Origin of the sequence: Microcoleus sp. FACHB-68 (assembly GCF_014695715.1) — a bacterium.
Lineage (GTDB): Bacteria > Cyanobacteriota > Cyanobacteriia > Cyanobacteriales > Oscillatoriaceae > FACHB-68.
This window is the reverse complement of sequence record NZ_JACJOT010000003.1, coordinates 291053-311138: the sequence shown is the minus strand read 5'-3', so window position 1 is coordinate 311138 and position 20086 is coordinate 291053. Positions and strand designations below refer to the sequence as shown.

Here is a 20086-nt window from a genome sequence, read left to right as displayed (position 1 = left end):
GCAATCATCGGCTAAAATTTCATCTAAAAAATGTTTCCTAAGACAGATGACTCGATCTGAAATTATGGCTGTTGTCAGCGAGGGATTTGCATCTATCAAATTGGAGGATAGCTAATAATATAAAATCCGATACATTAATGTAATTTAGAAAACAAAAAGCTGTAATTCTTCCATAGTAATGCTTTTAGCGATAACACCCAAGGTAAAATTTACCCACCCAAAATTGATATGAGCGACAACCAGCATCCAGCATTTGAGCCAAATCAACCGGCAAACTCAGGTGATGGGATTTCCAATCGTAACAAGCCGGCAGACGAGTCCCGCAAAATTACTGAGGTGCCGGCAGATTCATCTGAAGATGAAAAAAATTCGGTTTGGGAGTCTGTTACGGAGAAAGTCACCGGCGTTGGCGGTGCAATCGGCAATAAAGCATCGCAGACGGGTAAGGCGGTGGTAGAAACGGCTGCAAATGTGGGAGAAGCTATCGGGAATACGGCATCTCAAGCGGGTAAGGCGGTTGCTCATGCGGGAGAAGCTGCTGCCAAACAAACACAACGAATGTTCTCTCAAGCGGCGCAAGGAGCCGGTGTGGCGGTTGCTTTTGTGGGAGATAACCCACTGTTGCGATATGCCACTCAGGTGTTGCAGGTGGATTGGTTGGTGAGAATTGTGGATCGCGTGGATGTGGTGAAAGCGCAGGAGGCAGTGCAACAGCTCAAGCAAAAACATCCAAATCAATCACCGAGTCAGATTGCTCATCATTTGATGCTGGAGAAGTCGTTTTATGCCGGCGGCATTGGACTGGTAACGAGCTTGGTGCCTGGGGTAGCGGCGGCAACCTTGGGGGTTGATTTGATGACAACAACGCTATTACAAGCGGAAATGGTTTATCAAATCGCTGCCGCCTATGGGATGGATTTGCAAGATCCGGCACGCAAAGGCGAAGTTTTGGCAATTTTCGGGCTGGCGCTAGGCGGATCACGGGCAATTAAAGCCGGCTTGGGGTTGTTGCGGACATTACCGGCAGCCGGTGCGGCGATTGGTGCGAGTGCGAATGCGGTGATGTTGTATTCACTGGGATATGCGGCGTGCCGGTTCTATGAAGCCAAGCAAAACCCGCTCACTTCTAAAGAAACCCTCTCGCAAACTCAGGCGCAGAGCGAGAAATATCAAGAGGTGGCGCTAGAGCAACAAGCGATTATGGATGGCATTTTAGCCCACCTGATTTTAGCCGGCAATCCGGGGAAATCTCGCGACGACATTGTGCCCGAATTGCAACCGCTAAACCTCAGTCCCGCTTCCCTGGAGGTCATTTCTACCAATTTGCAATCCCCTCAACCTTTAGAGGCACTGCTTGAGCGCCTTAATCGTGATTTTGCGGTGGCCCTGCTAGGGCAGTGCGATAAAATCGTTAAACTCGACCAAATTACTTCGCCGGCAGAATCTGAAGTCATCGCAACCATTACAACAAAATTAAATACCAAAATTGACGCAATCCAGTAACTACACGGATGCGAAGCCTTGAGTGCAGATGAGCAAAATAAGGAAGAGTGAAGAGTTAAGTTTGAAATGTGAAGGGTTAAGCAATTTATCCTTCACCCCTGCAAGCGCACTTCTCTTTCTTTCGCCTCTGTCCTGCACTGCCGGCTACCCAATCGGCAATCAGCGTTCAGGAGTATTTAATAAACGTAAGGATAACCTTAGTGTTGCGGTAGTCCTATGCAAACTCAAGCGCATTTCCCCGAATCTAGTCTCGATCAGGTCATCAAGAAAATTTTTACCTCCTACCGGATTACACGCGCCGATCAACAATTATTTATGAAGACGCTGCTATCCAAAGACACACTCACCCCGCAAGAGCAAGAGCAGATTGACCGTGTGTTCGACGCCTTACGCAGAGGGTTGCTCCGAGTAGTCGATTAAATGTGCCGGTTTCTATTAAATTGTCAGCGCTTAATTTTGCTCTAAAGTTCCAAGGTTTTGTGAAAGAGTTGGTTTTTTCCCACAGCGTTGTGTCAAATTTTTAGGGGAATATTTTTGAGGCTGCAAGCAAACGGTTACTGTTTCTTTTTGAATCGAGTACGATTGCAGCCGGCACTCTTATTTTTTTATCTGTAGGTTTGAGCGTCTCGACTTATTGCTAAAGTTGATTTTTTTACCCTAGATAAATGCAGAGTGCTGGCAGGTATATACAGATAAAGCCAGAAAATGTATGACATCTATCATACAAAGTAAAAAATAACTTTAAGCTTAATCAAGCAAAATTAACACGAAAAACAGGGGCAAATATATGGATGGCCCCTTGAAAACATGAGAATTGGCTAATAAGCGAACTCAACAGCTTTTTAGGCAACTGCCGTATCCCTCAATAGCAGCGATATTTATAAACTGATACTGTTAGCGACAACAAAACCGCTGTCCACATCCACTGTGGAATGCCCTCTAAAACTCCAAACACTTCGGGGAGTACAAGACCTAACACTGCCATAATGTAAGCCGTTGCGATAGTGGCAATCACAGGGGTGAAAATGCTAAGAATTTCTCTCATCGTTGATTAACTCTCCTTTTGCTATGGTGTTGGGCAGCGCTCTCGCCAGTCTCTTGCGGATTTCTATTTCACGTCCTGTTTTCGATAATGTCAACAATTTTACATAAAAATCCATACATGGTGTGGCAATTTCTAGTCTGGCTGTGTTAAATTCGGCAATTTGGCAACCAGGCTAGAGGCACCAAGATCGATTAAGAAAGAAGAAATTGAACGTCAAATCGGCTTTATAATGCCTCACCAATCAGAGTAAAAGCGGCCCAGTCCTTGGGATTGGGGTGTTGTTGCATCGTGGTAAGCATGGCGCTGCGGAGGGCTTGGGCTTTGTCCTGCTTTTGCAGAAGATGCCGGTAAAATTCAGTCATTAAGGATGCGGTTGGGGCGTCTGGAACTGCCCACAGTGACACAATCGTGCTAGGCACACCGGCACCAATCAAAGCGCGAGATAACCCAATAACCCCATCGCCGGTGATGCGTCCCCCAGCCGTATCACAAGCACTGAGGACGACTAAATCGGCATTAAGTTTCAGCTGTAAAATTTCACCGGCACTCAGCAAACCTGTGTCACCTTTAGAAGGGGCGAGTGCAATTGCCCCCGGTATGCCTGATCCCTGAAAATCATCTAATAAGCCGTGGGTTGCCAAATGAATTAGCCGCGCGGCAGGCATTTGCTTTGTAATTGCCTCCTTGGTGGCAGCAGCGCCGGTGATCCCTTGAGTGTTGAGTATTTGAGCAATCGCCAAGGCTTCCCGTTGTGCCCCTGGTAAACTGGGTAACTGCTGGGGCGGCTCTCCTGGTTTTAACGAAATGCTTGGCATCGTGGGATTGCCAACAACCAACGTCTTTGTCCCTGAAATTTGTTGCCGTTGCCGGTGGGTTAAATCCAGCACTTGAATTGCCGGCGCTATGACAATTGTGTGTTTTTCAATCAGGTATTTGCCGGCTTGATCTTGTAAAGCGGCGAAAGGAACGAGAAATAGTTGTTTTTGCGGGATAAATGTCACACGGGCTTCTGGATCTGCCGGCAACAAATCTGCAATCGGTGAAATAAGTAACTGATGAAGTTGTTGCAGCCGATTTGCCGGCTCAGTTTCACTCACCCTCGCAATGGTTCCCAACCCGCGACCCCGAACACCTATAGATTCTCGGCTGTTAGTAACGAGTTGGGAAAGAGACGTATTTTGTTGTTGCCATAGGGATTTGAGATCGCTTCGACGAAATGCAACTTCACCTGTCGGCTTAACCACCCAAATAAATAATTCTGATTCTTGATAACTTTGTTTATTTTTAACATTGAAATCATCATAAATAATGGAATATTCAACTAATGTTGCATTTTGCTGTTTGGCAATTTGTTTAATTTGCTCGATATTTGGCGGCGCAATTTGAGCAGCAGTTTCAGGAGATAGCCGGCCTGCTAATAATTCTATAAATGCTCTAGCTCGCCCTCGCTCTGCCATTTCCAGCGCTGCTTCGGGTTTATTTTGAGCAATTAACACTTGTTCCAATGTCGTGTAGGTATTTCTTTGGGTTTCAAAGATTGACACTTTCAGCGCATCATTATCTTTTAAACCGGCTCTGAGAGATTCTAAAACTTGAATGCCGGCACGCAGCGTTTTTTCGGCTTCAGGTAAATTTCCAGATCGAAACAGGGACAGCCCTAAATTATTTAGAATAGACCCTTCTGAAATCGGATTTTTAATGTCCCTGACAATCTCCAAACTCTGCCGGTCATATTCTATAGCTTTCTCATAATCATTCAGGAAATGATAAGCCAATCCCATATTTCCCAGCGCCTTTGCTTCCCCCAGTCGGTTGCCAACTTCTCGCGCCACCGCCAAATGCTGCTTATAGTAATTAATAGCTTGGGCGTACTCACTCTGGTCATCGTAAACAAGACCGATCTGTCCCAAAGCCGTCCCCTCTGCGCTGCGATCACCAATTTCTTTAGCAATCGCCAGTTGTTTCTCGTGGTAATCAATCGCTTTAGCATACTCGCCTATCTCGCGGTAAACAATTCCCAAATTTCCCAGCGCGTTTCCCTGCCCATCACGATCGCCAATTTCTAAGGAAATCGCTAAGTGTTGGTTGTACTTTTCAATTGCTTTGGCATACTCTCCCACCTCAAAATAGACTGTTCCGAGATTGCCCAGCACTGTTGCCTCTTCCTGGCGAGCGCTTAGGGATTGCATAATTGATAAAGTCTGCTCGTATTGTTCAATTGCCTTGGCATACTCGCCCAACTCCTGGTAAGCACTTGCCAAATTTCCCAGAATATTCCCCTCACTTGAAGGATTGCGAATTTCTCGTGCAATGCTCAAACTCTGCTGATATAAATTAATCGCCTGAGTCACGTCACCTTGATCGTGGTAAACCGTTCCCAACAAGTTGAGCGTGGTTGCCTCACCACTGCGATAGCCAATTTCTCGCGAGATATCTAAAGTCTGCCGGTAAAATTCTATTGCCTTGGAATAGTTGCTTTGCGCTTTGTAGGTGCGTCCTAAATTGCCCAACGCATTCGCTTCTCCCAGCCGATGTTTGAGGGATTGAAAGATCGCTAAACTTTGCTCATACATTTCAATCGCTTTGGGATAATTGCTTAGTGCATAATAATCATCGCCTAAGTTCGATAAAATGATAGCTTCTCCTCCCCGATTGCCAATTTCTCGCATAATCATGAGCGTCTGCTCGTTATTTTCAATTGCTTTGGTATAATTGCCAAAATTCTTGTAAACAACTGCAAGATTGCCCAGCGCATTCGCTTCTCCCCGGCGATCTTTGAGTTCTCGTGCAAATGCTAAACTTTGCTCGTACGCCTCAAGGGCTTTGGCATAGTCTCCCAAAGCTTTGTATACATTTCCCAAATCATTAAGTGCCGATCCCTCACCCGATTTATCTCCAAGCTTTCGTGCCAGCGCTAAATCTTGCTCGTGATACTCCATCGCCTTTTCATAATTGCCCAAATCATTGTAAGCAATTCCCAAATTTCCAAGAGCGTATAGTTGCCCTTTTGGGTCATTGATTTCTTGGGCAATGGCTAAACTTTGCTGATAGTATTCAATCGCTTTATTGTAGTTATTAATACTGTAGTAAGCAGCTCCAAGGTTGCCTAAAGTCCATACCTCTCCCTGTCGGTTTTTAAGTTGCCGGTAGATAGTTAGTGCTTGCTGCCAAGATTCAATTGCTGCTTCAACTTGATTGGCTTTTAACTGCTGAGCACCTTGAGTTAACAGTCGTGATGCTTCTGCTTCAAGGTTATTAGGGGCTTGTGCTAACACCCCACCCTGATGGATTTGGGATCTGCGATTCGGGATGAATTGAGAATTAAGGAGAAGAGTAGATAGAAATGTAAAGAGGGCGCTACGGACTATTTTTTGAGTTTGCATACGATTAAGATCAAAGAATTAATTATGAGTTTCCAAACAAAAATTTTGAATGAGCGGTTAATTTTAGACACCAAGCGTTAACTCATCTGTATTTATCGGCGTTTATCTGTGTCCACCCGTGGCTAAAAACTAATCAAATTATTATTTGAGCGGTACACCGGCAGCCTATTAAATTAACCGCAGATGCACGCAGATAAACGCAGATGAATCTATTTTTTTGCAGGAATTGATAAACTCAAATCACTTCAAAACTTATTGAGAGTGCTGCCATTTGGGTTGTGTCGATGCCACGAACCGCAGGATTAATTGCTGCCGCCGGCATCCCGCGACTGGTTTCTCCTAAGTCATCGAGTAAATCTCCCATCACTTCCGCCGGCTGATTTAAAGTCACGGGGCCTCGTCCTACTCCCGTTTGAGAGGATAATTGACGCAATGCCTGAAGGGCTTTTCGTAGGGGAAAACTGCTGGCAACAATCAAGACTTCAGTCAAACCTTTGGGTTCCTGGGTAATCAGTTTAAATCCATCTTTATTTGAGTCTGGAATTGCTAGAGTCTGGCCGGCACTCACCCGTGTTACGTCATCCGATGCTGTCCACTGATTAGGAAAAACCACTGAAATTTCGCCACTAGAATCAATCACCAATACACTGAGATAAAGATCGCGAGATTCTTTATTCTCAATTTGAAATTGAATCGGTGTTTGTAAGGGCAGTTGCGTAACAGTTGATGCAACCTTTGGCTGAACACTGGGTTGTCCCCCACCCCGCGCCGTGAATGACTGCGCTAAAACTTGGCTTTGATTTTCTGGCGTCATGGAGACAACTAAATTCAACCGCGAGGAATTACTATTAAGAGTAAGTTTGACAATTCGCGCGGCGAGAAGTGATTTGAGTTTAGCTTGCAACCGGCTCACCGCAGCACTCACCGGCTCACCGGCAGCCCCAAAGGAATTAGGAATCACTTCCAAACTGGGGGAAAATAAGCCAATACTATCCACGGCTGGAAGATTGGGAATTTGCCTAGACTGTAATTCTTGGCGATACGTGCCGGTCATCCGTCCTAAAATGTAGTGCACCTCTTTTTGTTGCACCGGCACCACTTCAATGCGTCTGATCGCGTCGATGGCTTGTTTGGCGCTGCCGGCATCGTTACCAAGAGACAAATCTAAACCGATGCGGAGATTTATGTCGGTGGGAATGCCCCGTGCGCGTTCCTGCAATAGCGATCCCGGCTGGGCGTTTTGCAGCAATTTTCCCTGCCCAATTAATCCATTTCGAGATTCTAACTGTACCAGTCCTTGTTCGCCACCACGGGCGTCCACAACGGTGAGAACCGCCCCTTTCCCAAATGCAGCAAGGCTTTGGGGATCGAGTCCTCCTAGCCATAATGTGGCTTGATCGCCGTTAACATTAGTAACAACTGCTTCCGCCGGCTGCGTTTGCCGGTTGATAAAATACAGGGGTTTGTTATCGTTGCCGCTATTCGGTTTAACTTCAAATATCGGTTCTTGCCGGCTGAAGGAAAGCTGGGTGGTACTGCGGGCAATATTCGGAATCGCATTAGCCAACACTTCTGTGCCGGTTTGCTGCCAGAGATATTGCGTCATTAAATAAGTAAATGCGCCGGCAAAAAAGTCGCTGAAGGGCGAATCAGCAGCTAATTGATTACGTTTTGTCGAGGCAATCACCGCACCTTTCGCGATGCCGGCGCGACGCTGTTTGATAAATTCTTCTGGAGAAAGATTCAGCCGTGAAAGCCATTGCTGTTGATATTCAAACTCAGCCGCACTCGCTTCGAGTTGTCTGCCGCCATCACGGGATCGCACCCGGAAATTCCCCCGCGTACCTCCGCCGGAGTGGCAGCTATCGAGCACCGCCGTTACATTTTCTGTCTGCAATGCCGACATTAATAAAAATAGCGTGTGCCCCATAATGTCTTGCACAGCACCGCCTTTCACGGGATAATCGGGCGGTAGTTTACTATCTGCCGGCACAAAGGTACTATTCAAACCATCAGGATAATCTTTATCTGGATCGACGACTTGAGATCCGTGTCCGGAGTAGTGAAATACCACCACATCTCCCGGTTTGGCTTGTTTAATTAAATGTTCTTCAAACGCCTTTAAAATGCCGGTTCGTGTGGCTTGCGCGTCTGTCAGTGTCAGGATATCCTTCGGATTGAAACCAAATCTGTAGGTCAGCAGTTGCCGCTGTAATTCTACATCCGTGATGCAGCCTTGTAAATTTGAAAAACCGGCATCTTCAGCGTATTGATTAATTCCCACCAGCAAGGCAAGTTTGCGCGGGGTGCTTTGAGCCAGCAATTTACCCATTTTGTTGCCTTGCTGCTGTATATCTAGCTGGCTTAAACCTAAAGTTGAAAGAAAAGAGCCGGTGAATTGCAAAAACTGACGGCGCTTAATGCGGGACATCGTTCCTCCTCAAGAATTTTGATTTCTGATTTTGGATGCACCCATTTGAGCTTTTAAATTTAATGAGTTTTATTAAGTATTAATACAGAATTGGGATTGTTTGAGAATTTGCCAAGATTTATGATTATTGATTAGGTTTTGTTTTTATTTAATAGCAAAATTTAGAACATGAGTCAAGAAATTAAAAGCAGAGTTTATGAAATTTTAGAATCATCTGATTCTGAGGATTGGCTGAGCCGATTCGACGATATTAGCGTAACTGTGCTGGTAATTTTAGATGTTACTGATTTTGTTTTGGCGACTTCTCAGGAAATTTATTCCAAGTATGAGGTATTTTTATCAAATATTGAATTAATTGCCGTTATCTATTTTACAATTTTGTATCTTTTGCAGCTTTGGTCATGCACAGCAGATGCTAGATACTCACATCGTTTTTGGGGAAGATTGCAATATGCCGTGAGTCCTTTAGTGGTGATTGACTTAATGGCGATTATTCCTTTTTTCTTGCGCGTGATGTTTCCGCACGTGCAATTAATCGAATCAACAGAAATTTTGCGATTGTTGCGACTACTAAAATTAATTAGATATTCAGAATCTCTGCAAACTATTCTGAAAGTTATCAACGGCAAAAAAGATGAATTAATTATGACGGTTGTAGCGGTGATTATTTTGTTAATATTTGCATCTAGTATCATGTTTTTGGTGGAAAATGAAGCGCAACCTGAAGCGTTTCCCAGCATTTCAGCGGCGATGTGGTGGGGAGTGGTAACATTAACAACGGTGGGGTATGGAGATGTTTACCCGGTAACGCCGGTGGGAAAATTATTTGGCGCAGCCCTTGCTTTTATTGGGATTGGATTGTTTGCGCTGCCGGCTGGAATTATTGCTTCAGGGTTTTCTGAAGAAATCCAAAAAAGAAAGCGTCCTGAACTTGAGGCAAAACCTTGGACAAAAGAACGACAGCAGGCAATGACAACCCATATTGAACAATCAGCAGAGTTAATGAAATTCTGCATAGAGACAGCGAAGAAACAGTTTGGCGATAGTTTTGAGAATGAAGAAATTATCCGAGACTTAGCGATTTCCCTATATAAGGAAGCAGTGGGTAAGTTTAAGGTTCATTGAAGCCGGTATCAGGGGATTTAAAGTGTCAGGTATTTAATTTGTTAATATTGATGAAGAGAGGCAAAGAAAAATTCACTGATTTTAATTTGTTTCTTACCGCACACTGTTAGATTCCCTTAGCTTTAACTCCTCAACTTAAGTGGATCTTCTAAATTACACTCATACTGAATATTCTTAACTATAAAACTTGCATTAAACTTCTGCTTAAATTGAATTTGCAATTGTTGTATGTTTGTTCCAGTGGTTGGAACGCGAGTGGACACTACGACGCATAACTTTTTTTTGTTTTTGACATCATCTGAAAGTAAAGCAATAGTTGACTGTATTTGCTTAACTGCATGGGAGATGTCACTGCCTTTTAACTCTACATATATCTCTATGTCCTCTTGAGGAATCAGCACATAATCACAACGTAAAGTTTTATTATCATTAATAGCGCAGCCATCTACTTTAATTTTGCGTATTTGCTCTTGGTTAGAATTTTTAAAAGTTATTTTACTCTTATTTTCTTGCAAAACAATTTTTGTATCAGATACATATTCCTCACATTCTGGAAAGCTTTTCATAGATGACTTAAGCTAGGTTCAGAAGTTTATCAAACTCGATAGCTAGCTCATCAGAGACAGCATCAATAACTTTTGCATCTATTAAGCCCGTATCGGGGCATATAATATTGCAACATTTACCATCTGCTAATGTGTAAGCAGATAAATCCTTAGTCATTAATGCCTTATACCTAGGCACTATTTTCTCTAGCTCATTCAACGCATTTTCATCCGCTTGGTTATAGAGAATTCCAGCTTGTAGCAAATTATTAATCGCTGTTAAAGTATACGGGCTGTGAGTCGTTATAAAAAATTGAAGCTGATCCTGTTGCTGATTAAACACAGTGGCTATCAAGTCAATAATATCGCGTTGTGCGCTGGGAAATAGATGCGCCTCTGGTTCCTCAATATAAACTGTTCGCCCAGGAGAAGAACGAGGGTTAATAAAAAATGGTAGCGTAGCTAGCATAATTGCCAGAGGTAATGTCTCTTGTTGACCGGAAGATGAGTTTGCAATACTAATACGTCTTCCGTCTGCAATCTCTAAAAAATCTTTACCCTTTTCATGTATATGTTTACCGCACAACGCTTTTTCTACTAATCTATCTATCTCATCTTGTATGTCTTTCTCTTCTCTAGATTGGTTTTTTATTCTAGAACGTAAGCGATAACGTATGCCTTTCATGTTTTCGTATGTAGAGCCAAAATCCCTCAAAAACGGATCGAGAGCATTATTGCTAGATATAAAAGAGAATATATTACTTTGAAGGTTAGCAAAAAAAGAGCGCCCTGCTGGAATAAAAAGTTGTACGAACTGTGCTTCTATGCCAAGGGAGTCTTTTATCATATATTCAGTTAAGTATTCTCTACCTATAATTAGATAAGATATATTAATGCCTAAAGCCTCGTATCTTTTATCTTTAGATGCTTTTTTTTTCTCTTTTTTTATATAATTGCGTAAATCATCAAATAGTTGTTTGTAAAAATCTGAATAAGTTAATAAAACTTTACCTTTATTCTGAGGGTTTTTACTAATTTCTATAAAAACATCGGAGATTTGATATCTTATAAAAAACTCATTATTGCCTAGTGAATTTGATGGAAAATATTCTTCAAATTTTTTAGAATAATTCGAGTTTAAGTCGCGCTTTGTCTGCTCATTTACTACAGTCGATAAAATGTCCCCAATAAAGCTTTTAAAATAGAAAAGTAGCTTTGCACATACACTTTTACCACTAGCTTGAGGCCCAATCAAAATGTTTATCTTTCTGACTTCAATCTCTAGCTCTTTAATTCCAGCAAAGTTTTTAACGATTAGTTTTTCAGGCATAGTTGAAAGTTAAGTAGGCTCAAGATAACCTTAATCTTATTGCATGAGCTGGCAGCTTGTAAGTCTATGATGCCATAAAAGTAAATCAAATAACAATTATAGCTTATCCTTCAGCGAAAAGCGGGATTGTGTAATAAGTTCATCACTCAACTAACGGCTGAACACCGGCTAAGTACAAGGCTGATCACTTTTGCCTGAGAAACGCGCATAGGCTGAGAACACAAAACAATAGCCTCTGGAGGTTGCCCCTATTACTTACATAGCCTGAAATTTGCAGTCGGCAGCGACTCCCCGGCCACCCAAAATTATATCGTTGAGATAGCAGAGGAGTATGAGATTAAACACTCGGCTAATTGCGAGGTGGAATATTCAAATTAGCCCGCCGGCGCTTCCGAGAAAAACCAATTCCTAACAACAGAAATCCTGCCGCAGTTCCCAAAATTTGGCTGGGTTCTGGTACATCCGCACTTGCTGGTAACGCAGCAGAACTTATTTGTTTGTTCATTCCTTCCGGAATAGGAATCGGCACAAATTCCTGCCGTTTGGGATTTTTTGGATCAACTCGTACCTCTTCAGACACTGCAACAAATGCCGTGTATTGAGATAGCAACCGATAGGCAAGTGCAGTATCAGTAACTGCCTTAACACCGGCAGGATTTTCAGCGCCGTACATTTGATTCATCAAATCCTTAATTCGCGCCCTTCCCCAGAGTTGTGAAATGGCAGAATTGCCACTCACTTGATCGAAATTCACATTGAGAATCTTCTCATAACGCTGACCCCCTGCGATAGTGCCGATGATGCGAATTTGCCCATTTCTTTGGTCTTGTTTACGCCCAAATAAGACTAAAGGTTGACTTGCAAATAAATCTGCTGCCTTGAGGGGATAAATTTCCGCCGGCTTCCCAGAACCTACCCAAGTTACCTCAATATTTGTTAAAACCGGATTGTTAATTTCTCGAAAAAATTTCTGTGCAACAGCCTTGGCAGATTCATGGGGAGGCACAATTTCAGCCGTTCCTCGTCCCAACTCTGCCAGCCGGTTAATTAAAAACCGATTCGTTGAAGAACCGACACCAAAACTATAAAGCCGGTTTCCAGCTTTTAGCCGCTTCTGAACTTCTGCAATCACTTGAGTGTCATTACCAATCAATCCGTCTGTCAACAAAACTACACTTCGTAAGCGTCCTTTAGGTGCCGGCGAAAAGTTTAAAACCTTATTCATTCCATTCATTAACTCACTGCCACCATTCGCACTTAAGCGATTAACATAAGCAATCGCTTTGGCACGATTTGCCGGCGTATTTGGTAACGGTTTAGAGGACAGTTGAGTTGTGTTACTGGCAAAATCTATAATCGTAAACGTGTCATCAGGATTGAGACCATTAATAAACTGTCGCATCAATTCCTGAGATTGTTGAATAGCCGCACCGGCTTGAGATCCAGATGTATCCATCAAGAACACAACATCTTTAGGCACAATCTGATTCGGATTGTACTTGACTGCCGGAATTAAATAAGTTGCAAAATGACCGCCTTTTTCATCCGATTGAGTTAATACCGTTGCCTGAGTGGAAGCACCGGCAACTTTATAACGCAGAATTAAATCTTTATTGGGAATCGTATTTTCTCCAGCAAGTTTCACTTCCATTGTTGAACCGGCACGTTGAATTGCCATTTGATGGGAAGGTGAACGGACTTCAGTAATCGGGACGCCGGCATCAATATCTACCGTGACATTAATATCTTGCCCAGATCGAGTTGTGGCAATTGGTGGATTTAGTTTCGCGCCATCTGCTACACTTGTTCCTGGAATATAACGCGGCCCTACCACCATTGGGAAAACAAATTCATAGTCGCCTCCCTCAAACTTTAAACTTTCGGTGTAGCGAATGGTGACATCAATTTTCTCACCGGGTTTAATATTAGCCAAAGATTGGGTAAAAATATTATCCCGTTCCTGTTCAAGCAAGCCGGCAGTTTTCCCCTGCTGTTTCGCTTGCTGATAAATTTGCTTTGCTTCTTCCCGCTTTTTAATTAAGCCACGAATCACGCGATTCCCAACTCGAATTTCCATATCATCCACCGCCGCCTCATCTGGCAGAGGAAAGGTATAAATCGCCTCTAAAGGTTCTTTGTAAGGATTAGCAAATGTCTGCGTCACCTCCACCCGCGACACATTTCCAGAAATTTTTGCCTGGACTTCCGTATGTTGCAACGGAAATATTTTTTGTTGATTATCCGCAGTAAATAAGCCTGGAACCTGTGGCGGTGCTTTTGGCTTCACCGGCAGGTTATATTCCTCCGATACTGGGCTATTGTAATAAGTTGCCGGCGGCGGAAATAATGTACTCAATACACTCATGCCGGCAATCCATCCCACGACGATAACAGTCCCCCCTAATAGCACCTTATTCTTTGTCTTTGACAGTGCTGAAGGAGTCGCATTTAAATCCGTAAGAATTTCAGTCGTTGATTCATAACGCCGCTTCGTTGCACTTTGCAGCATTTTGTCAATAACTTTCCCCAACTGAGGACTCACCGGCATCCTCAAATAATCCCGCCAAACCCAACAATCTTCGCCGCTATCAAACAAATCAAAGGGAGCAACTTGAGTCATTAAATGGATACAAGTGACACCCAAACTGTAGATATCACTGGCAAAAATTGCCTTGCCTTTGGTTTGTTCCGGCGCTGTGTAGGCAGCAGAACCGATCATCGTGCCGGTTTTCGCCAAAGCCGTCTCCGTCGCCAATTTTGCTGCCCCAAAATCGACTAAAACCAGCTTGCCATCAGCCTGCCGGCGAATAATATTTTCTGGCTTAATGTCTCGGTGAATAATTTGGTGATTGTGGACAAACCATAACACCGGCAGCAAGTCATTCAATAGTTGACGAATTTTAGTTTCGTTAAAAGATCCCGCCTCTGCTAATTCTTGCGCCAAATTGCAACCGGCAATCCACTCCTGCACAAGATACTGATGTCCGTTTTGCTCAAAATACCCCAACATTTGCGGAATTTGCGGATAGTTACCTAGTTGTTTGAGTCGCCGCGCTTCTTCTCGAAACAGTTCTGAAGCTTTCTCAGTATTGCCGGTTTGCTGCGGAAAAAACTGCTTGATCGCGCACCGTCTTTGTGCCGGCAGCAACTCATCCACCGCCAGAAAGGTGCGCCCAAATCCGCCGGCACCGATGGGTGCAATTGCCCGATATTGCCCTTGTAGCAGTAATTGAGCGCCGCAACTATGACAAATTTCCGCTGAGGGTGGGTTTTTCGGGCTTTTACAGTTGGGATTGAGGCAGTAGCACCCATCGAAGTTGCCGGTGGAGTTTCGTTGAGAAGACAATTGACTCATAAACACCTGATTTTTAAGACTTAATGGAGTTGCCAGGGATGGCACATGACGTGTCCAAGCGAGGAAGCGCTTGTTGAATAGGCGCTACAGTTTTTGCTGGGTGAAATACGGATTAATCAGAGCAAAAAAAGCAGCCGGTGCGCGTTGCTGAGCTTCAGAAAGTGCCGGTGGACAAGCACTCAAAAGCCGGCTCGTCTGCTGAAGTACAATAATTGCCGCGATTCTAGCCAATCTTTCTTCAGGGGGATTGACACAGATCACTTTAAACTCGGAACACTGGATGCTGTAGCGCTGTAAGCCTAGGGTTTAAACCCCAGCCAGTTGGGTGTAGAGGTAAGCCGGCAAATACTAGGCGTTTGAGTTGGGATCTGTTATTTTTTGGGATAATATGCGTTGAGTTATTTCTGATCCAGCAAACGAATTTGATTGCTGCGGTTGCTGGGATTGACATCACGCGCAGCAAGAGCGCTTTCACAACTGTCGATACCCAATTTCTGAATTGAGGAAATCAGGGTGCTGTCATCAAGGGAAAGAACATGGCTGGGAATCCCGCACACGTCAAACGGCTGCTAGAAACGAAACAATGTCAGGGAGGCGATCTTAGGGATGCCAACCTGAGCCGGTTCAATCTCACGGGTGCCGACCTCAGCGGTGCCAAGTTAATGTTTGCCAATCTCAATAATGCCAAACTCAGCAAGGCCAATTTGAGTGGGGCTGATTTAAGTTTTGCTAACTTAGTGGCTGCGGATCTGGTGAGTGCTGATTTAAGCGGTTTAGACGCTAAGGGAATTAATTTGTTTGAGTCCCATCTCAACAGTGCCAACCTCAGCGGTGCTGACTTAAGAGTGGCAAATCTGGTAAACAGTGATCTCAGTGATGCCAACTTAAGCGGATCAGATATGGGAGGGGCGAATTTAATCGGCACCCAGATGACGAGAGCCAACCTGAGTGGGGCAAACTTGGGAGGGACAAATATGGGGAAAACAAATTTAGTTGCAGCTAACCTGCTGAATGCGAATCTGAGTGATGCGCGGTTAGTGGAGGCTGATCTCAGTGATGCTAACCTCAGCGGTGCGAACTTGAGTAGCGCCAACCTATTAAATGCAAATCTGAGTGGCGCAAATCTCAGTGGTGCCAATTTGAATGGTGCGAACTTGGCAAATGCGAAGCTGGATGGTGCAATTGGGCTTGAGAGCGACAGCCAAAATATAAGGCGATCAAATGTGGAGACAACCTCAAGTGCGCCGCCGGTGGGAATGTCTTACTTGAGTTTGCCTCATGCAGGGCCGTATTATTCCGATTCCCCAGGTTCTGCCGGCAAGCCACGCTTCGGTACGCCCTAGAAATCGATTTTTCTTAGTGGTAAATTGCCGGTTGGCACTATTGTTTGCCTAAGGTGTAAACGTCCCTGTGCTGGAACTTGTACAAGGTCTTATACGAGTTCACCAAATTCTTGATAAAAATAATGCCTCTAGAATAAAACCCTATCCCGTGACCGAGGCAACTAATGGATTCTTCAGCCCCACACCGGCTGCCTCAACTAGCCAAAGTGTTCTTCAAACTCGGCGCAATCGGATTTGGTGGCCCTGCGGCTCACATCGCCATGATGGAGGATGAGGTTGTCAACCGGCACAAGTGGCTGACGCGAGAGCAATTCCTCGACCTCGTCGGTGCAACAAACTTGATTCCCGGCCCGAATTCTACGGAAATGGCGATTCATGTGGGATACATCTACGCCGGCTGGTTGGGGTTAATCGTCGCCGGCATCTGTTTTATTGGGCCGGCAGTTGTGATCACCGGCGCATTTGCTTGGGCTTACGTCGTGTTTGGCCAACTGCCGCAAGTCGCCCCCTTGCTCTATGGCATCAAGCCGGCAGTCCTCGCCATCATCCTGGGCGCTATCTGGAAACTAGGGAAAACCGCTGTTAAAAACCGCAAACTTCTGCTGATCGCGGTTGCGGTTGTCGTAGCCTTATTTTTAGGGCTAAATGAAGTGATTGCCCTATTACTGGGGGGTTTGCTGGGAATGCTTTGGCTGCGTTTATCCCAGAAACGCAATAATGGAACCGGCACAGGATTTAACGGATGGCTGATCGGATTTTCCTTCCATCCTTTACTCTCCCAACTTTCTACCGCTTCCCCGGTTGCCTCCCCTGCGGCCCCGACTTTGTGGCAACTGGGATTATTTTTCCTGAAAGTTGGGTCTGTTTTATTTGGCAGTGGCTATGTGCTGGTCGCCTTTCTAGAAGAGGGATTAGTCGGGCAAGGCTGGCTAACTCAGCAGCAGCTACTTGATGCGATTGCCATTGGCCAATTCACACCAGGGCCGGTGTCATCAACTGCTACATTTATTGGTTATGTGATTGCCGGCTGGCCCGGAGCAGTCGTAGCCACACTGGGCATTTTCCTGCCTTCGTTTCTGTTTGTTGCTGCATTAAACCCACTGATCCCGCGCCTGCGTTCCAGTCCTTGGGCTTCTGCATTTTTAGATGCGGTGAATGTTAGTGCTATTGCCCTGATGGCGGCAGTGACTGTGCAACTCGCTAGAGGAACCCTGCTCGTCTCAACCGGCACCCAACTCAACATTGATTGGCCGGCACTCTTCATTGCGATCATTGCTGCCGGTGCTGCCATTCGCCTTCGCGTTAGCGCCGTCTGGCTCGTGTTAGGGGGCGCATTGATGGGCTGGCTTGCTAATTTGATCTTGATCAACGGATAGGCGAGGAAGGGCTGGGAAACGAGTCCCTAGCCCCTAACCCCTAGTCCCTAACCTCTAATTACCGGCCAATGCCAACGTAACGAAAGCCGGCTTTTTCCACCGTCTCGCGATCCAGGAAATTGCGGCCATCAATGATCACGCGGTTGTTCATCAGCTTGGCCATTTTTGCATAGTCAAGCGTGCGGAACTGTTCCCATTCCGTCACCACCAGCAGGGCATCGCAGCCATCGGCCAGCCGTTCTGGATCGGTTTCCACAAGCACGCCAGATAGGCCATGACGAATGCCGGTTTGAGACACAATCGGGTCGTAAGCTTTCACTTTTGCCCCCAGCCGGTTTAATTGCTCAATCACGTTGAGTGCCGGCGCATCGCGCATATCATCCGTATCCGGTTTGAAGGTCAGACCTAACAAACCTACGGTTTTACCCTTAAGGATTTTAAGTTCGTGCTGAAGTTTTTCAATCGCGAGTAACCGCTGACGCTGGTTGACGCTGACTGCAGCTTTGAGGAGTTGAGCCTCATAGTTATAGTCATCAGCAGTGTGAATTAACGCGGAAACATCTTTGGGGAAACAGGAACCACCCCAACCAATGCCGGCATTCAAAAACTTGCTGCCAATTCGGGAGTCCAAACCGATTCCTTTGGCAATCTGCACCACATCTGCACCGACGCGGTCGCAAATATTGGCAATTTCATTGATAAAGCTGATTTTGGTTGCCAAGAACGCATTTGCGGCGTACTTGATCATCTCAGCAGAACTAATATCGGTGACAACCACCGGCACCGCCGGCAGCGACTGATCTTCAGCAAACTTGCGCTCAATGATCGGCGTGTAAAGTTCTTGCATCATTGAGATGGCTTTGGGGCTGTTGCTTCCCAAAACGATCCGATCTGGGTTAAAGGTGTCGTAGACTGCTGAGCCTTCGCGTAAGAACTCTGGATTGCTAACGACATCAAACTTAACACCGCTTTCAATGGCAACCTCTTCATTTGTGCCGCCACCGACTCCCACTAGCACCTTCTGACGCTCTGCAATGCCATCAAGCACAATCATCCGCACCCAGTCACCTGAACCGATCGGCACGGTTGACTTATTCACAATCACCTTGTACCCGCCGTCTAAATGGGCACCAATGCCACGAGCAACGGCTTCGACATAGCGGGTATCGCTTTCGCCGGTTGCGAGTGCCGGTGTCCCCACGGCAACAAACAAAATCTCACCGTGAGCCACCCCGGCTGCCAAATCTGAGGTAAATTCCAGATTCCCACTCTGATAGGCTGACTGCATAATCTCTGTCAGTCCCGGTTCAAAGATTGGCGACTGCCCAGACTTCAGCAGAATTACTTTTTGTTCGTTGTTGTCTACGCACACGACATGATGGCCAATATGGGCCAAGCAAGCGCCGGTTACTAAGCCAACATATCCAGTACCAATGACACAAACACGCATAATCGTAGATCCTCAAAAATAAGGGTTTGGGGTTTGGGGAAAGAAAAGTAAGAGGTGGGCGGCGTGAACCGAGTTAATTGTGCCCATACCAGCGGCATGAATTGCACCTGTGGAAAATTTGTTTGAGTGCTTTTTTGTTTTGCCTTCTCTGTTTACTTTTTGTGCCTGTTCGCCGCAGTGTTATTTAATGCAAAGGTTGTTAGTTTGAAGTGACACGGTCGCGGAAGTCCTGCACTGTCAACTTTAAACCTTCTGCTAGGGGCACTGTGGGCTGCCACGACAGCCAAGTTTTAGCAAGAGTAATATTCGGCTGCCGCTGCTTCGGGTCGTCTTCAGGCAAGGGTTTAAATATAATTTCCGCCTCTGGATTGACCATGTGCTGGATTTTCTGAGCTAATTCTAAGATAGTGTATTCATCCGGGTTGCCCAGATTGATCGGCCCGATGTGTTCGCCATTCATCAGCCGGATCAGCCCTTCCACTAAATCAGAAACGTAGCAGAAACTGCGGGTTTGTGATCCATCGCCATAAACGGTTAGGGGAATTCCCCTTAAGGACTGCACGATAAAGTTACTCACCACTCGACCGTCATTTTCTAACATCCGAGTTCCGTAGGTATTAAAGATGCGAGCCACTCGAATGTCAACGCCATTTTGCCGATGATAGTCAAATGCTAGGGTTTCGGCAACCCGCTTGCCTTCGTCATAACAGCTGCGAATGCCGATGGGGTTCACGTTGCCGCGATAGTCTTCTGTTTGCGGGTGAACTTCAGGATCTCCATACACTTCGGAGGTGGAAGCTAGCAGAATTCGTGCTTTGACACGCTTTGCCAGTCCCAGCATATTCATGGTTCCCAAGACATTCGTTTTGATAGTCTTAACGGGATTGTACTGGTAGTGCACCGGCGACGCAGGGCAAGCCAAATGGTAAATCTGATCTGCCTCTAACCGAATCGGTTCGGTGATGTCATGCCGGATGAGTTCAAAGTAGGGATGATTGAACCATTTCAAGATGTTTCGCTTGTGGCCTGTATAGAAGTTATCCACACAAATCACTTCATGGCCATCGGCCATCAATCGGTCGATGAGATGGGAACCAATAAACCCAGCGCCACCTGTAACCAAAATTCTCATCGTTTCCTACTCCCGCTCTGTTGATATAAAATCCGGTTGAACACTCTGAATCTTGTCCACTCCTTAAA

The 20086-nt window shown here is 45.3% G+C and carries 14 protein-coding genes; 5 read left to right on the top strand and 9 right to left on the bottom strand.

The genetic code is table 11. From position 1 onward, the window contains the following. Window positions 1-228: 228 nt before the first annotated feature. Together H6F73_RS03710 and H6F73_RS03705 are read left to right on the top strand one after the other, a co-directional pair. Entirely contained in the window at window positions 229-1503 is a 1275-nt protein-coding gene (locus H6F73_RS03710) for an EcsC family protein (RefSeq protein ID WP_199330389.1), read from the top strand. Window positions 1504-1719: 216 nt separating this feature from the next. Further along, window positions 1720-1923, top strand: coding sequence for a hypothetical protein (locus H6F73_RS03705; RefSeq protein ID WP_190757457.1), 204 nt, complete (start codon window positions 1720-1722; stop codon window positions 1921-1923). Window positions 1924-2365: 442 nt separating this feature from the next. Here H6F73_RS03705 and H6F73_RS03700 read toward each other — a convergent pair whose 3' ends face one another. From H6F73_RS03700 to H6F73_RS03690, 3 genes are all read right to left on the bottom strand, one after another. After that, entirely contained in the window at window positions 2366-2548 is a 183-nt protein-coding gene (locus tag H6F73_RS03700; protein WP_190757456.1) for a hypothetical protein, read from the bottom strand. A 224-nt stretch (window positions 2549-2772) separates the two neighbouring features. Further along, entirely contained in the window at window positions 2773-5823 is a 3051-nt protein-coding gene (locus tag H6F73_RS03695) for a tetratricopeptide repeat protein (protein WP_347239470.1), read from the bottom strand. A 343-nt stretch (window positions 5824-6166) separates the two neighbouring features. Beyond that, window positions 6167-8362, bottom strand: a complete 2196-nt coding sequence (locus tag H6F73_RS03690; protein ID WP_190757454.1) for a caspase family protein — start codon at window positions 8360-8362, stop codon at window positions 6167-6169. Between the two features lie 168 nt (window positions 8363-8530). On the opposite strand from H6F73_RS03690, the gene H6F73_RS03685 reads away from it, so the two are divergent. Further along, window positions 8531-9487, top strand: a complete 957-nt coding sequence (locus H6F73_RS03685; protein ID WP_190757453.1) for a potassium channel family protein — start codon at window positions 8531-8533, stop codon at window positions 9485-9487. A gap of 122 nt (window positions 9488-9609) precedes the next feature. On the opposite strand, the gene H6F73_RS03680 is transcribed toward H6F73_RS03685, so the two are convergent. The 4 genes from H6F73_RS03680 to H6F73_RS03665 all read right to left on the bottom strand — a co-directional run bounded on the left by H6F73_RS03680 (window position 9610) and on the right by H6F73_RS03665 (window position 14948). Beyond that, the gene (locus H6F73_RS03680) at window positions 9610-10053 is read right to left on the bottom strand and encodes a hypothetical protein (RefSeq protein WP_190757452.1); all 444 of its coding nucleotides are present in this window, start codon (window positions 10051-10053) and stop codon (window positions 9610-9612) included. Between the two features lie 7 nt (window positions 10054-10060). Beyond that, window positions 10061-11362, bottom strand: a complete 1302-nt coding sequence (locus tag H6F73_RS03675; protein ID WP_190757451.1) for an AAA family ATPase — start codon at window positions 11360-11362, stop codon at window positions 10061-10063. A gap of 349 nt (window positions 11363-11711) precedes the next feature. After that, on the bottom strand, window positions 11712-14717 hold the full coding sequence (locus H6F73_RS03670; RefSeq protein ID WP_190757450.1) for a VIT domain-containing protein: 3006 nt from the start codon (window positions 14715-14717) through the stop codon (window positions 11712-11714). Window positions 14718-14801: 84 nt separating this feature from the next. Next, a complete protein-coding gene (locus tag H6F73_RS03665; protein WP_190757449.1) occupies window positions 14802-14948 on the bottom strand; it encodes a hypothetical protein in 147 nt (48 codons plus the stop codon). 305 nt (window positions 14949-15253) lie between these two features. Between H6F73_RS03665 and H6F73_RS03660 the strand changes: the two genes are divergently transcribed. Both H6F73_RS03660 and chrA read left to right on the top strand, forming a co-directional pair. Further along, a complete protein-coding gene (locus tag H6F73_RS03660; RefSeq protein WP_190757448.1) occupies window positions 15254-16060 on the top strand; it encodes a pentapeptide repeat-containing protein in 807 nt (268 codons plus the stop codon). Between the two features lie 164 nt (window positions 16061-16224). Beyond that, a complete protein-coding gene (gene chrA, locus H6F73_RS03655; protein ID WP_190757447.1) occupies window positions 16225-17436 on the top strand; it encodes a chromate efflux transporter in 1212 nt (403 codons plus the stop codon). Between the two features lie 58 nt (window positions 17437-17494). Here chrA and H6F73_RS03650 read toward each other — a convergent pair whose 3' ends face one another. Further along, window positions 17495-18886 (bottom strand): UDP-glucose/GDP-mannose dehydrogenase family protein, encoded by a 1392-nt coding sequence (locus H6F73_RS03650; protein WP_190757446.1) that lies wholly within the window; start codon window positions 18884-18886, stop codon window positions 17495-17497. Window positions 18887-19085: 199 nt separating this feature from the next. Then, window positions 19086-20018, bottom strand: coding sequence for a UDP-glucuronic acid decarboxylase family protein (locus H6F73_RS03645; RefSeq protein ID WP_190757445.1), 933 nt, complete (start codon window positions 20016-20018; stop codon window positions 19086-19088). Window positions 20019-20086: the final 68 nt, after the last annotated feature.